Below are 14,844 nucleotides of genomic sequence, written 5' to 3' on the forward strand. Positions count from 1 at the left end.
GGTTGGTACGAACGCGCCATGTCCCCCGATACGGGGAACTCTACGAACGGGCCGACCGTCAGCAACGATACCGGCACACCGCACCGCCCCCACGGGACGGGGGCCGGGCCGGGCGGTAGCGTCTGGGGCAGAGCCGTCCCCGACGAGACGGAAGCCGGACGGACACGACACCAGGGGAAGACGTTCACCACATGCCGGACCGAGGCCGCCGCACGGCCATCAACTTCCTGCCGCGGGACCGCCAGTCCAACGACGACGACAACCCGTTCGCGCCGCCGCCGGAGGGCCGGCCCGAGCAGCCCTGGCAGCCGCGCCGACCGGACGGCGACGGCGGCGGTGAGGGCCACGACGGCCGGGGCGACGACGGCCGCGAGGGCCGGCCCGCGTGGGGCCGCTGGAGCCCCCGCCAGCCCGGCCGCTCCTCCGACGGCTTCGGCGGCTCGGGCGGCGGAGGCGGCGCCCCGCAGGACCCCTCGCGGCAGAAGCGGCAGGACGGCCCGCAGCTGCGCTGGGACCCCACGGACCCCTCCCAGCGGCGCGCGCGGTACGCGCTCCTCTCCGGCATGTGGGGCTTCTTCTTCGCGGTCTTCGACTTCCCCGAGCTGGCCCTGCTGCTGGGCGCCCTCGCCCTGTACTGGGGCATCAGCTCCCTGCGCGAGCGCGGCCGGACCGGCGGGCGCACGGGCGCGGACGTCGACGCGGTGACGTCCGGCGCCCCGACCGCCACCGGGTCCCCGGGGACGCCGTCCCCCGCGCCGCGGGCCAACGCCGCCGGCGCGGTCAGGTCCCAGACGACCGCCGCCGTCAGCGGCCTCATCACGGGCGCGCTGGCGCTGGTGATCGTGGCGGCGATGTTCACGGTGCAGCTCGTGTACCGGGAGTACTACACCTGCGTCGACGACGCGCTGACGAAGGACGGCCAGCTCTCCTGCAACCGGCACCTGCCGGAGCCGCTGCGCGACCTGATCGGCGTCAAGCAGTAGGACCCCGGACGCCGGGCCGGCCGCACGGCCGGGGGACTCCCGGGCGTGTCCGGATGACACCGGCGGGGGCCTCCTCGAGACTCCGGCCAGGACGCGTCCACCTCTCGGAGAGGCCCCCACATGACCCGACCCGCCGTCTTCTCGGCCGCCCTGGCCGTCGCGGTGGCCGCCGCCGTCGCCCTGCCGGGCGGCAGCGCCGCGGCCGCGGCCGGCAGCGCCGCGCCCCCGCCCGCGGACCGGTACAGCGTGACCGTCGTCGGCAAGGCCCCCGACGGCGGGATGTCCCCCGTCAGGTCGACGACGTGCAGCGACGACCCCCGGTCGAGGACGCTCGCGAGGGCGGCGGCCGGCACCGTGCTCCTCATGGAGTGGTTCGAGCACGCCCACAACAAGCCCAGCTCCCTGACGCGGGTGCACGGGGAGGCGGGCGACTGCGACGGCGACGGCTACCGCCTCCGGGCGACGGGCTTCTGGGCGAACCGGATCTCCGGGTTCAACGCCTACAGCAAGTGCAACGTCGCCACCGGCTACGACCTGGTCAACCTCTCGGGCGACCGCCAGACCTGGCGCATGGACAAGCCGTGCAAGTGCCTGCTCCAGGGGTGGGTGGGCTCGTACATGAACGACCGCATCGAGTCGTTCTGGATCCGTCAGGGCTGAGCCGGCCATCCACCGCCGGGGGCGGGCCCGCGGCCGTCGCCGGGGTCGGGGCTGTCGTCGGGGCCGGGGCTGTCGTCGGGGCCGGTCGCGTGCGGGGGCGGGGGCAGGGGCGCTGCCGGGGCGGGGGTCGGGACCCGGTCGCGGGCCTCGGCGTCGGCTTCGGCTACGGCTTCGGCTTCGGCTACGGCTTCGGCTTCGGCTTCGGCGTCCTCGGGGCCGTACCAGTCGTGGCCGTCCCGGTCGGTGGCGTCGGCGCCCTCCTCTTCGGCCGCGTCGTCGACGGCCGGGGCCAGGGACGGCCCGGGAGTCGGGACCGCCGCCGCCGGGCCCTGCGAGACCGCCCTGAACGCCGCCCACCGGGCCGCGCGGGCGTCCGGGTCGTCCCACTCCACCGCGGCGGGCGCACCCGCCCGGCCGGGTGCGTCGGCGCGGGCGTCCACTTCGCCGTGGAGGCCCGCGCCGTCGGCCGCCGCCCCGCCCCGGACTCCCGCGCCATGGGGGTCCGCCGGGTCAGGGACGGCCGTGTCGGGGGCGGGCGCCCCGCCGAGGGGGCCGGCGGCGCCCGGCGGGCGCACCCCCTCGTGGGCGTCCAGCCAGTACTGCCCGGCGGCCCAACCGGCCGCCACCCCCGTCCCACCGGCGGACTGGTCCGGGTACTCGCCGGCGGCGTCCAGCTCCGCGTCGAACAGCACGTCCGCCTCGGCAGCCGCCGCCCGCACGGGCGCCGCACCTGCGGCGGCGGGGGCGGCGGGCGGCGCGGTCGGCGGCGGCACGGACGCGCGGTGGCGGCCCCGGGGGCGTACGACGCGGACGCGGCGCAGCCACGACCGGCGCGACCGCCCGCCCGGCTCCGCCGGCTCCGCCCGGTCCTCCGCGGCCCGCGCCTCTCGGGTGTGCGGCTCCCGGGTCTGCCGCGGGTCCCCGGGGGCGGCCCGGTCGCGTACCCGCCACGCGCGCAGGCCCAGGGCCACCGGTACGGCCAGGAGCGCCGTCCACGCCAGCGCCGCCGCCCCGGCCGCCCACCACACCGGGCCGAACTCCGCCAGCCGCCCGGTCCCGAGCGGACCGCCCGCGGCCGCCGCCAGGAGCGCCGTCGCGGCCCCGCACACCAGCGCCGCCAGACCGGCCGTCCCGGCCGTGCGGCCCGCGCTCCACGCCTCGTCGCGCAGGGCGAGCGGCGGCGCCGCCTCGGCCGCCGTGCGCCACCCCGCGACCAGCCCCGCCACCACCGGCACCACCGCCGCCGCGGCCATCGCCGGCCACCCGGCGCCCCGGGGGTCGAACGGCACGGCGGCCAGCAGCGGGAAGTCCGGTACCGCCGGGGCGCCGGTCACGCCGAGCGGCGCCACGACGGCGCCCGTACCGACGGCGAAGCCCGGCCCCAGCCCGTACGACGCCGCCCACACCGCCGCGTTCGGGAGCAGCGCCAGCGCCAGCAGGATCACCGCCGCCCGGCCCGCCCAGTCACCCGACAGGCCCATCAGGGACCCGCGGACGGCCCCGCCGTGCCACACCAGCGAACCCGCCACCAGCAGACCGCCCCCCAGCAGCAGTGCCAGCAGCGCGCCCGACGCCGCGCGCACCGCGACGACCGTCCGGGAACGCGCCACAGTCCGCCGCAGCCAGCCGGGCAGCCCGGCGGGCAGCGGGCCGAACGGGCGCCCGCACGCGCTCCACGCCCCGGCGGCCGCGGCCGCCAGGACGACCGGCGGTACGTGCAGCAGCGCGTCCAGCGGGTCGACCCGCAGCGGCCCGCTCGCCGCGTGGAGCGTGGCGCCCGCGGCGACCACGAGGTACCCCGTCGTCACGGCGCCCACCGCGCCGCCCACCGGCGGCCTGCGCCGCGTACCACCCGGCTCCAGGGCGTCGCGCGCCGTCCGGTACGCCAGCCACAGCGGCAGCGCGGCGAGCAGCAGCGGCACCACGCCGACGGGCGCGGGGCCGCCCCCGCCGAGGGTCCCCGGGCGCACCGGCTCCACGCCGTGGGCCAGCAGCCACAGCCCGGCCGCCACGTGCAACGCGCCGCCGGGGCCGCTGTCGGGGTACGGGGAGCTGATCCACACGACGGTCACGAGCACGGCCAGCGCGCCCAGCCCCAGCCCCGCCGCGACGACCCCCCGGGCGAAGGCCGCGGCCGCGACGGCCGCGGCGCTGCCGCCGTACACGACGGTGCGCTCGGTTCCGGGTGTTTCGGATGTTTCGGACAGGGAGGCGGCGGTCACGGAAACATGCTGCCAACGACACGCGCTGTAGTCGCGTAACAGGCGGATGCCCGCTGTGTCGCTCAATATACGTTTATGTACTTTTCCGCTACGCAGTGTGTTCGCGGAGGCTTGGCATGACGCAGGGCACGATGAGCGAGGCACGGTCGACCGAGCCGCCGGAACCCGCACCGGAGACCGCCCCGGCCCCGGAGGCGGCGGCCGACCCGGACGCCGGCGTTCCGGACGCCGCCGCCCCGGGGGCCGCCGCCGTCCCGACCACGCCGGTCGAGGCGTTCGACGCGCTGTACGCGTACGCCGCCCCCCGCCTGGCGGAACAGGCGTACGTCCTGAGCGGACGGCGGCGGATGGCGCGGGAGGCCGTGGAGTTCGCGTTCCACCGGGCCTGGGACCGCTGGCCGGAGGTCGCGGTCGACCGGGACCCGGTCGGCTGGGTGCGCGCCGAGACGCACCAGTACGCGCTGTCGCCCTGGCACCGCTTCCGCCTCGCCCACCGGCACCCGGACCCCCCGACCGGGAGCGGCCCGGTCCGGGAGCTGCGAGCGGCCCTGCTGGAACTGCCGCCCTCGTACCGCCGGACGCTGCTGCTCTTCGACGGCCTCGGCATGGGCCTGCCCGAGGTCGCCGCCGAGACGGAGGCCAGCACCCCCGCGGCCGGACACCGGCTGCTGCACGCGCGCGCCGGGATCGCCGCGCGGATCCCGCAGCTCGCCGACGCGGAGGCGCTGCGCGCGCGGATGGCGGAACTCCTCGTCGGCCGCACGGAGACGGCCCTGGCCGCGCCTCGCTCGGTACGGGCGGGCGGGGAGCGGCGGGTCCGGCTGTGGACGCGCGGGACGGTCGCGCTGACGGCGCTGATCGCCGCCGCGACGGCCTTCACCCTGGCCACGGCGCCGACCCGGTACGAGCCGCCGCTCGCGCCGGGCGAGGCGGTCGGCGGCGTACCGGTCCTGAGCGGCCCCCAGCAGCTGACCCCGGAGGACGAACTGCTCCGCGCCCGCCTCCACGCCGAACCCGTCACCGGCCCGGCCCGCCTGGTCCCGGCCCCCTACTGACCCCGGGGGCGCCGCGCGGAGGCGGCGCCCCCGGACCCGTGCCGCCGCCCGGCTCGGCCACCGCCCGCACCCCGGCCGCACCCGACTCGGCCGCCCCTCGGACCCCGGCGGCCCCTCGGACCCGGGCCGCCCCTCGAACCCCGGCCGCACCCGACCCGGGCCACCGCCCGGACCCCGGCCACCCCCCGAACCCCCGGCCGCACCCGACCCGGACCACCGCCCGGACCCCGGCCGCACCCGGCTCGGACGCCGCCCGGCTGGCGGACATCGCCGCTTCGTCGACCCCGCCGCCGAGAGCACCGCCCGCGCCGCCGGGCAGGCCCGCTGCGTCCTCCCCGGGCTCGCCCCGGCACCCGCCCCGGACGGCCCCGCCGCGCCACGCCAGGCAGCCACGCCGCCCACGGAACGAGGCCGGGCGCCTCGCGTACCCGGGCGGCACGGCCGGGCGGGTACGCGAAAGCCCGTGGGCCCGCCCCCCCATCTCGGGGGGCGGGCCCACGGGCCGTGTGCGCGGGTGGAGCGCGGCGCGCCGCGCTCCGCGCGGAAGGGCGCCAGACCGCGTCAGGCGGACGCGCCCTCGAGGATCTCGCGGGCCAGCTTCGCCGTCTCGGTCGGCGTCTTGCCGACCTTGACGCCCGCCGCCTCCAGGGCCTCCTTCTTCGCCTGCGCCGTACCGGACGAACCGGAGACGATCGCGCCGGCGTGGCCCATGGTCTTGCCCTCGGGCGCCGTGAAGCCCGCCACGTAGCCGACGACCGGCTTGGTGACGTTCGCCTTGACGAAGTCGGCCGCCCGCTCCTCCGCGTCGCCGCCGATCTCGCCGATCATGACGATCAACTCGGTCTCCGGGTCGGCCTCGAAGGCCGCGAGCGCGTCGATGTGGGTGGTGCCGATGACCGGGTCGCCACCGATGCCGACGCACGACGAGAAGCCGATGTCGCGCAGCTCGTACATCATCTGGTAGGTCAGCGTGCCGGACTTCGACACCAGGCCGATGCGGCCGGGCTTGGTGATGTCGCCCGGGATGATGCCGGCGTTGGACTGGCCGGGCGTGATCAGGCCGGGGCAGTTCGGGCCGATGATCCGGGTCTTGTCGCCCTTCGACTTCGCGTACGCGTAGAACGCGGCGGAGTCGTGGACGGCGATGCCCTCGGTGATGACGACGGCGAGCGGGATCTCGGCGTCGATCGCCTCGACGACGGCGGCCTTCGCGAAGGCCGGCGGCACGAAGAGGACGGAGACGTCGGCCCCGGTCTTCTCCATCGCCTCGGCGACCGAGCCGAACACGGGGACCTCGGTGCCGTCGAAGTCGACGGTCGTGCCGGCCTTGCGCGGGTTCACGCCGCCGACGATGTTGGTGCCGTCAGCGAGCATGAGCTTGGTGTGCTTCATGCCCGTGGCACCGGTCATGCCCTGGACGATGACCTTGCTGTCCTTGGTGAGGAAGATAGCCATGGTGTTTCCGACCTCGTCCCTTTACTTCGCAGCCGCGAGCTCGGCGGCCTTGTCGGCCGCGCCGTCCATGGTGTCCACGCGCTGCACCAGCGGGTGGTTGGCGTCCGACAGGATCTTGCGACCCAGCTCCGCGTTGTTGCCGTCGAGGCGCACGACCAGCGGCTTGGTGACGTCCTCGCCGCGCGAGGAGAGCAGCTCCAGCGCCTGCACGATGCCGTTCGCGACCTCGTCGCAGGCGGTGATGCCGCCGAAGACGTTGACGAAGACGGACTTGACGTCCGGGTCGCCGAGGATGATCTCCAGGCCGTTCGCCATCACCTCGGCGGACGCGCCGCCGCCGATGTCGAGGAAGTTCGCCGGCTTCACGCCGCCGTGCGCCTCACCGGCGTACGCGACGACGTCCAGGGTCGACATGACCAGGCCCGCGCCGTTGCCGATGATGCCGACCTCGCCGTCGAGCTTGACGTAGTTGAGGCCCTTGGCCTTGGCCGCGGCCTCGAGCGGGTTGGCCGCCGCCTTGTCCTCGAGCGCCTCGTGCTCCGGCTGGCGGAAGTCGGCGTTGGCGTCCAGGGAGACCTTGCCGTCGAGGGCGAGGATGTCACCGGAGGCGACCTTCGCCAGCGGGTTGACCTCGACGAGGAGGGCGTCCTCCTCGACGAAGGTCTTCCACAGGGTCACGAGGACCTCGGCGACCTTCTCCGCGACCTCCGCGGGGAACTGCGCCTGGGCGACGATCTCGCGGGCCTTCTCGATGTCGACGCCGGCGTTGGAGTCGACCGGGACCTTCGCGAGCTTCTCGGGGGTCGTCGCGGCGACCTCCTCGATGTCCATGCCGCCCGCGACCGAGGCCATCGCCAGGAAGGTGCGGTTCGTCCGGTCGAGGAGGTACGAGACGTAGTACTCCTCGAGAATTTCCGGAGCGGTCTCCGCGATCATCACCTTGTGGACCGTGTGGCCCTTGATGTCCATGCCCAGGATGTCCGTCGCGCGGGCGACGGCCTCGTCCGGGGTGGCCGCCAGCTTGACGCCGCCGGCCTTGCCGCGGCCGCCGACCTTCACCTGCGCCTTGACGACCGACTTGCCGCCAAGACGCTCAGTGGCCTCGCGCGCCGCCTCAGGCGTGTCGATGACTTCACCGGCCAGCACCGGTACACCGTGCTTGGCGAAGAGGTCCCTCGCCTGGTACTCGAACAGGTCCACGCGCGTCCGTCCCTTTTCTGGTGATCGCGGTTCGTTTTCATGCGTGGGCGTGCCGCGCGCCCGACAGGCGGGCGGAGGGCAACGTGACTGCTCTGTCACTTCGGGAGGCGTACACGGTGTCCGTGGACGCGGCATGTCCGCCTGGCAGGTTATCCCCGGAGGCGGTGCCGCCCTAAATCACAGCTCACACCGGAGCGGTGATACCTGTCACAGGCAGCTACCCCGAACGGGCGGCGCCCCCGCTGTGAGAACGCCCGCGGCTGCGGATTTCGTGGCAGAGCAGGCGCCGCGCGGGGGTCAGGCCGGCTCGGGGACCGGTATCGGCCGCTTCTCCAGCGCCGCCGCCATCACCTCGGGGAAGAGGTCCGGTGTGCAGGCGAAGGCGGGCGCGCCGAGGGCCGCCAGCGCGGCGGCGTGCTCGCGGTCGTAGGCGGGGGCGCCCTCGTCGGACAGGGCGAGCAGGGCCACGAACTGCACCCCGGCGGCCTTCATCGCCGCGACCCGCCTCAGCATCTCGTCGCGGATGCCGCCCTCGTGGAGGTCGCTGATCAGCACCACCACCGTGTCGGCGGGACGGGTGATCCGCGACTGGCAGTAGGCCAGGGCGCGGTTGATGTCCGTGCCGCCGCCGAGGCGCGTGCCGAAGAGGACGTCGACCGGGTCGTCGATCCGGTCCGTCAGGTCGACGACGGCCGTGTCGAAGACGACCAGGCGCGTCGCGACCGACCGCGTCGACGCCAGCACCGCCCCGAACACCGACGCGTACACGACGGACGCCGCCATGGACCCGGACTGGTCGACGCAGAGCACGACCTCCTTCCCGACCCCCCGCGCGGCGCGGCCGTGGCCGATGAGCCGCTCCGGTACGACCGTGCGGTACTCGGGCAGGTAGTTCCCCAGGTTCGCCCGGATGGTGCGGTCCCAGTCGATGTCGCGGTGGCGGGGCCGGCTGGTGCGGGCGCCGCGGTCGAGGGCGCCGGTGAGGGTGGCGCGGGTGCGGGTGGCGAGCCGCTTCTCCAGGTCGTCGACGACCTTGCGGACGACGGCCCGCGCGGTCTCCCTCGTCGTCTCCGGCATCGCCTTGTGCAGGGACAGCAGCGTCCCGACGAGGTGGACGTCCGCCTCGACGGCCTCCAGCGTCTCCGGTTCCAGCAGGAGCGTCGACAGGCCGAGCCGGTCGATCGCGTCGCGCTGCAGGACCCGCACCACCGAGCTGGGGAAGTAGGCGCGGATGTCGCCGAGCCACCGCGCCACGGACGGCGCGGACCCGCCGAGCCCGGCCGACCGGTCCTGCCGCCCGCGGCCGTCGGGGTCACCGCCGGACCCGTCGTACAGGGCGGCCAGCGCCCCGTCCACGGCGGCGTCCCCGCCCGTGAGCGCCCGGCCCGTGCCGTCGGCGGCGCCGCCGCCCAGCACCATGCGCCAGCGCCGCAGGCGCTCGTCCTCGCCGGTCATCGGCCCACCCCCACCAGGTCGTCGTCGGTCGGCTGCCGCCGGCCCAGCAGCAGCTCCAGCACGGGCAGCACGCCGTCGGCGCGCGCCTCGTCGTGGCCGGCGCCGAACCCGGGCGTGCCCGTCGCGACCGGCGGCGGGCCCCCGCCGGCCGCCGGGCCGCGGCGGACGAGCTCGCCGAGGGTGCGCCGCACCCCCGGCTCGTACGCGCTGAACGTGCGGCGCAGCAGCGGCAGCACGTCGGTGAACGCCCCGGCGGGCACGGCGGCCAGCCAGGCGTCGACGAGGGCGAGGAGCCGCTCGTCGTGGACGAGGAGCAGGCCCCCGGAGCGGTCGCGGCCCCGTCCGCCGCGGCCGGGCGCGCCGCCGAGGAAACCCTCCAGCCAGGCGGCCGCGTCGGCGGGCGGCGTACCGGGCGAGAGGGCGAGGCCCATCAGCCGGCCGGCCTCGTCCTGCGCGAGCCGCCCGTCGTCGAGGAGCAGCCGCGCTGCCCGCCCGCGGATCACCCCGGGCACGGCGTCCCGTCCGGCGAGCCTCCGCAGTACGGCGGCCCAACCGCCGCCGACGCCCTCGGCCCCGGAGGGGCCGTCTCGGTCGTCCCCGTCGCCCGTACCGGCGGGGGCGCCGCCTGAGGCGGGGGAGGCGATCAGGACGGGCGAGGCAGCAGGGGTGGGAACGGTTCCCGGGATGTGGGAGGCCCCCGGGCCGGGAGAGGCTTCCGGGACGGCGCCGGGGGCCGCGGTCCGCGGGAGGAGCCGTATCGCCGCGTGGACCGCGTCCACATGGCCGCGCATCTCGTCGGCGGCGTCGGCGTCGAGGCCCGCGCAGGCCGGGGGCAGGCCGACGAAGATCCGCCGGGCGAGGCCGGTGGCGACCTCGGCGAGGGCGGCGGTGTCCGTGGCCCGGACGTCGCCGTAGCGCAGGGAGCGGGCGAGGGCGGGCAGCGCCTGCGCGAGCCGGCCGACGTCCGTGTCGAGCGCGGCCCGGTCGGCGAGGGCCCTCATCACCGGCGGCAGCGCCTCGGGCAGCTCGGCCAGCAGGCAGCGCTCGGCGAGCGCGGTGACCTCGGCGAGCGCCGTGGCGGCGGCCGCCTCGGCCCGCGCCTTCGCCGTGGCGGCGGAGAGCACCGTGCCGCCCCACACGCCGGCCTCGGCCACCCGCACGTGCAGCTCGGGCTCCCACGACAGCCGCCAGCTCTCCCGGAACGTGCCCGTGCTGCCGGTGCGGGGCACCGCGGGGGTGCCCCAGTCGACGCCGAGGAGGCGCAGCCGGTGCAGCAGGCGGCTGCGGGCCGCGTCGGTCTCCTTGCGCAGGTCGAGGTCGAGGTCCCGCTCGGACGCCTCCGGTCTGAGGCGCAGGGTGCGCTGGAGGCGGGTCAGGTCCCGCTGGAGCGGTACGGCGGGCACGCGGTCGGGGACCTCGCCCCGCACGTCGCCGACGACGAGCCGGTCGTGGACGAGGGCGAGCGGCACGTCCGAGCCGTCGCCCATCACGGCCCGCACGGCGTCGGTGGTCTCGGTGAGCCCGGCCAGCGGCCGGCCGCGCATCGCGGCGAGCGCCCCGGCGAGCCGGACGGCCTCGATGACGTGGGCGGAGGACACCGGCTGGTCCTCCTCCCGCAGCAGGCCCGCGACCTTCGTCAGCCAGCGCTCGACGGGCCGGTCCGGCGCGGCGAAGAGGTGCGCGTACCAGCCGGGCGCGGCGATGCCCGCGCCGTACCCGGAGCGGCGGGTGAGCCTGCGGTGCGTCCACGGCACCCACGTCGTCTCGGTCCTCACCTTCGGCAGGCCCCTGAGGAGGGCGCGGTCGGCGGTGACGGTGGCCTTCGCGGCCAGGGCCGGGACGTGCCAGGCGCCGCAGACGAAGGCGACGGCGTCGTCCCCGTGTTCCTTGCGCGCGGCGCGCAGCCTCAGGCGCATGTACGCCTCGCGGACGGGGTCGCGGGCGTGCCCGCCGTGCCCGTACGCCCCGCGCAGCGCCGCCATGGCCTCCGCGACGGCCGCGAACGGGCCGAACGGGTCCCCGCCGTACGACGCGCGGTGCTCGACGACGTCCTCCCACCAGCGCTCGGCGTCGTCGTACCCGGCGGCCTCGGCGAGCGCGGCGAGCGGGTCGACACGCGGCCCCCGCCGCCGGCCGGTGGCGGGCGCGCCGCCGCCCGCCGCGCCCTCGGGGCCCCCGGTGTCCCCGGAGCCGTCGGAGTCGTCGGACTCCTCGGAGTCGTCGTCGCTCCACGTCGGGTCGCCCATCATGGCGAGGGAGTGCGCGGCGGGCAGGTCGGCGAAGTGGACGGCCGCGCCGTGGTCGAGCGCCCAGCGCAGGGCGACCCACTCGGGCGAGAAGGCGGCGAACGGCCAGAAGGCGGCCCGGCCCGGCTCGTCCACGGCGTGGGCCAGCAGGGCGACCGGCGGGCGGGTGGCGGGGTCGGCGGCGAGCGGCAGCAGGGCGTCGGCCTCCGGCGGCCCCTCGATCAGCACCGCCGCGGGGCGTGCCGCGTCGAGGGCGGCGCGCACGGCGCGGGCCGAGCCGGGCCCGTGGTGGCGGACGCCGAGCAGCAGCGGCCCCCTCACGCCGACACCTCGCGGCAGGCGCGGTAGAAGTCCTTCCAGCCGTCCCGCTCGCGCACGACGGTCTCCAGGTACTCCTGCCAGACGACCCGGTCGGCGGCGGGGTCGCGGACGACGGCGCCGAGGATGCCCGCGGCGACGTCGGACGGGCGCAGCACCCCGTCGCCGAAGTGGGCGGCGAGGGCGAGCCCGCCGGTGACGACGGAGATTGCCTCGGCCGTGGAGAGGGTGCCCGAAGGGGACTTGAGCCTGGTGCGGCCGTCGGTGGTGAGCCCGTCGCGCAGCTCCCGGAAGACGGTGACGACGCGGCGGATCTCGTCGTCGCCCTCGGGGGCGGCGGGCAGGTCCAGGGAGCGGCCGATCTGCTCGACGCGCCGGGAGACGATGTCGACCTCGGCTTCGGGCGTCTCGGGCAGGGGCAGCACGACGGTGTTGAAGCGGCGGCGCAGGGCGCTCGACAGGTCGTTGACGCCGCGGTCGCGGTCGTTGGCGGTGGCGATGAGGTTGAAGCCGCGCACGGCCTGCACCTCCTGGCCGAGCTCCGGGACCGGCAGCGTCTTCTCGGACAGGATCGTGATGAGCGTGTCCTGCACGTCGGCGGGGATCCGGGTGAGCTCCTCGACGCGGGCGGTCATGCCGTCGGCCATGGCCCGCATCACCGGGCTCGGCACGAGGGCCTCCCGGCTGGGGCCGTGGGCGAGCAGGCGGGCGTAGTCCCACCCGTAGCGGATGGCTTCCTCGGGCGTGCCGGCCGTGCCCTGCACGAGGAGCGTCGAGTCGCCGCTGACGGCCGCCGCGAGGTGCTCCGACACCCAGGTCTTCGCGGTGCCCGGCACGCCGAGGAGGAGCAGGGCGCGGTCGGTGGCGAGGGTGGTGACGGCCACCTCGACGATGCGGCGCGGCCCCACGTACTTCGGCGTGATCACCGTGCCGTCCGGGAGCGTGCCGCCCAGCAGGTACGTGGCGACGGCCCGGGGCGACAGCCGCCAGCGCTCGGGGCGCGGCCGGTCGTCGGCCGCGGCGAGCGCCGCCAGCTCGTCGGCGAAGGCGTCCTCGGCGTGCGGGCGCAGTACCTGCGCGTCGCCGGGCGCGTGCCCCTCTTCGGTGGTTCCGGGCACGGTCATGGGGTCCCCCTCCAGATCGTTCGCGACATCGACCGGGTGTGGTTCCCACCGTGCACCACCCCACTGACAGTCGGCCGTCACCGCGCGTCGGGAGCGGTGACGGCCGATGTCGCGAAAGGGGAAGGGGACGTGCCGGGGCGTCAGGCGGCCGGTTCAGCCGGCGACCGGGGAGACGGCGACGCAGCTGAGCGTCGCCGCGGCGCCCTTGCCGGACGCCTCCTTCAGCACCTTGCCGTCGTGAGTGATCTTGCAGGTGGATCGGGCGCCGTCGTAGCTGACGGAGACCGGCGTGACGAGCGGGGCCTCGATGCCGCGCAGCGTGACCGTCTTGCGCCACGGCAGCTTGGGCTTCTCGACGGTCTCCAGCTTGGGGTTCATCGCGTCGCCACCGCCGCCGTTGTAGCTGATCGACTCGATGTTGGCGCCGGTCACCTCGTACGTCACCTGGTACGTCTCGTTGAGCGCGCTGTCGACGCGCTCGGTCGCCTCGTCGGCCGCCTGCGAGCAGGCGCCGAGGCCGAGCGCGAGACCGGCCGCGGCGAGGAGCGCGACGGCGGAACGGGTGGTGGGCTTCATGGCTTCCCCCGGGAGATCGAGTGGCGTCGGCACCACAGTACGAGCGCCCCCCGGCCGCTCCCCCGGCGGGCCCCGCCCCTCGCGGCGCGGCCGGTTGTCAGTGGGGCGTCCTACGGTCGGAGGCATGACTGAGCAGGGGGTGCGCTGGACGGCGGATCAGGTGCTGGCTCTGGCTCCTGACGCCGCTTCACGCAGGGCGGCCGGCGGGCTGGGCACGGCCGGGCCGTGGTCCGGTGCGGGCTGCGGCGCCTCGGGCGCCGTGTGGGGCCTGTGCCGTGGCAGCGGCGGCGCGCCGTACCGGACCGTCGTCGACACCACCGGCCCCGCGTTCTCGTGCGGGTGTCCGAGCCGGAAGTCGCCGTGCAAGCACGCCCTGGGCCTGCTGCTGCTGTGGGCGGCGGACGCCGGAGCCGTCCCGGCCGGGGCGCCGGCGCCGGACTGGGCCGAAGCGTGGCTGGAGGGCCGCAGGGCGCGCACCGGGCCGCGCGGGAAGGGGGACGTGGCCGGACCGGTCGACGCGGAGGCGGCGCGGCGCCGCGCCGCGGCCCGCGCGGCCCGCGTCACCGCCGGCGCCGAGGAGCTGGAACGGCGCCTGGCCGACCTGCTGCGGGGCGGCCTGGCCACCGCCGAACAGGACGGCTACGGCCTGTGGGAGGAGACCGCGCGCCGCATGGTGGACGCCCAGGCGCCGGCCCTGGCGGGCCGGGTCAGGGAGCTCGGCGCGATACCGGGCTCCGGGCCGGGCTGGCCGGTGCGGCTGCTGGAGGAGTGCGCGCTGACGCACCTGCTGGACCGGGCGTGGCTGGGCGTGGACCGGCTGCCCGAGCCGCTGGCGACGACGGTGCGCACCCGGGTCGGCATACCCACGCCGGCCGAGGGGCCGCCGGTCCGGGACCACTGGCTGGTCCTGGCCCGGTACGACACCTCGGACGGCAGACTGACGACACGCCGCACGTGGCTGCACGGGCGGGGCACGGGGCGTACGGCGCTGCTGCTGTCCTTCGGCGCGGCGGGCCGCGCGCCCGAGCCGGCCCTCGCGGCGGGCACGGCCTTCGACGCGGAGCTCGTACCGCATCCGGGGGCCGGGCAGCTCCGCGCGGACCTAGGCGAGCGGTTCACCGCGCCCGTCCCCGGCGGTGGACCGCCACCGGGCGGCACGGTCGGCGACGCGCTGGCGGCGTACGGGCGGGCCCTGCGCGACGACCCGTGGCTCGACTCGTGGCCGGTGACGCTGGCGGACGTCGTGCCCGTGCCGGGGGCCGACGGGTGGCAGCTCGCCGACGCGGACGGCGGCGCGGCCGTGCCCGTCCCCGCCTCCGGCCCGGGGCGGCCGGGGCTGTGGCGGCTGGCCGCGGTGTCCGGGGGCGGGCCGGTCACGGTGTTCGGCGAGTGCGGGCACCGCGGCTTCACCCCGCTGGCCACGTGGTCGCCCGACGCCCCCGGCCTCGTGGCCCTCACCTGAGGCCGGCGCCCGACCGGGACGCGCAAGCGACCACGGGGAGCGCCCGGCACGCACCCGCCCACCCTGCCGACTGCCTGATCGTTGTGGG

At 77.0% G+C, this 14,844-nt stretch carries 11 protein-coding genes; 4 read left to right on the forward strand and 7 right to left on the reverse strand.

Annotated elements, in window-relative coordinates; genetic code table 11:
* The first annotated feature begins 191 nt into the window (after positions 1-191).
* Positions 192-983, forward strand: a complete 792-nt coding sequence (locus tag LPA54_RS20620) for a hypothetical protein (RefSeq protein WP_228979931.1) — start codon at positions 192-194, stop codon at positions 981-983.
* Positions 984-1,103: 120 nt separating this feature from the next.
* Complete coding sequence (locus LPA54_RS20625) at positions 1,104-1,643, forward strand: hypothetical protein (RefSeq protein WP_228979934.1); 540 nt, start codon at positions 1,104-1,106, stop codon at positions 1,641-1,643.
* On the opposite strand, the gene LPA54_RS20630 is transcribed toward LPA54_RS20625, so the two are convergent.
* Positions 1,634-3,865, reverse strand: a complete 2,232-nt coding sequence (locus LPA54_RS20630; RefSeq protein ID WP_228979936.1) for a DUF6350 family protein — start codon at positions 3,863-3,865, stop codon at positions 1,634-1,636. The genes LPA54_RS20625 and LPA54_RS20630 overlap by 10 nt on opposite strands.
* A 116-nt stretch (positions 3,866-3,981) precedes the next feature.
* On the opposite strand from LPA54_RS20630, the gene LPA54_RS20635 reads away from it, so the two are divergent.
* Entirely contained in the window at positions 3,982-4,920 is a 939-nt protein-coding gene (locus LPA54_RS20635) for a sigma factor-like helix-turn-helix DNA-binding protein (RefSeq protein ID WP_228979940.1), read from the forward strand.
* 561 nt (positions 4,921-5,481) lie between these two features.
* On the opposite strand, the gene sucD is transcribed toward LPA54_RS20635, so the two are convergent.
* From sucD to LPA54_RS20665, 6 genes are all read right to left on the reverse strand, one after another.
* Positions 5,482-6,375: a succinate--CoA ligase subunit alpha gene (sucD, locus tag LPA54_RS20640; RefSeq protein WP_228979941.1), complete on the reverse strand. Its 894-nt coding sequence runs from the start codon at positions 6,373-6,375 to the stop codon at positions 5,482-5,484.
* Between the two features lie 21 nt (positions 6,376-6,396).
* On the reverse strand, positions 6,397-7,575 hold the full coding sequence (gene sucC, locus LPA54_RS20645) for an ADP-forming succinate--CoA ligase subunit beta (protein WP_228979942.1): 1,179 nt from the start codon (positions 7,573-7,575) through the stop codon (positions 6,397-6,399).
* Positions 7,576-7,872: 297 nt separating this feature from the next.
* Positions 7,873-9,030 carry a VWA domain-containing protein gene (locus LPA54_RS20650; protein WP_228979944.1) on the reverse strand — a complete coding sequence of 386 codons (1,158 nt, stop codon included), beginning with the start codon at positions 9,028-9,030 and terminating at the stop codon, positions 7,873-7,875.
* A complete protein-coding gene (locus tag LPA54_RS20655) occupies positions 9,027-11,597 on the reverse strand; it encodes a DUF5682 family protein (RefSeq protein ID WP_228979945.1) in 2,571 nt (856 codons plus the stop codon). The genes LPA54_RS20650 and LPA54_RS20655 overlap by 4 nt, the downstream gene beginning before the upstream one ends.
* A complete protein-coding gene (locus tag LPA54_RS20660) occupies positions 11,594-12,718 on the reverse strand; it encodes an AAA family ATPase (RefSeq protein ID WP_228979947.1) in 1,125 nt (374 codons plus the stop codon). Before LPA54_RS20660 ends, LPA54_RS20655 begins: the two co-directional genes overlap by 4 nt.
* 153 nt (positions 12,719-12,871) lie before the next feature.
* A complete protein-coding gene (locus LPA54_RS20665; RefSeq protein WP_228979949.1) occupies positions 12,872-13,294 on the reverse strand; it encodes an MmpS family transport accessory protein in 423 nt (140 codons plus the stop codon).
* A 124-nt stretch (positions 13,295-13,418) separates the two neighbouring features.
* On the opposite strand from LPA54_RS20665, the gene LPA54_RS20670 reads away from it, so the two are divergent.
* Positions 13,419-14,756, forward strand: coding sequence for an SWIM zinc finger family protein (locus tag LPA54_RS20670; RefSeq protein WP_228979951.1), 1,338 nt, complete (start codon positions 13,419-13,421; stop codon positions 14,754-14,756).
* Positions 14,757-14,844 lie beyond the last annotated feature (88 nt).

The organism is Streptomyces sp. DH12 (genome assembly GCF_020873895.1).
Lineage (GTDB): Bacteria > Actinomycetota > Actinomycetes > Streptomycetales > Streptomycetaceae > Streptomyces.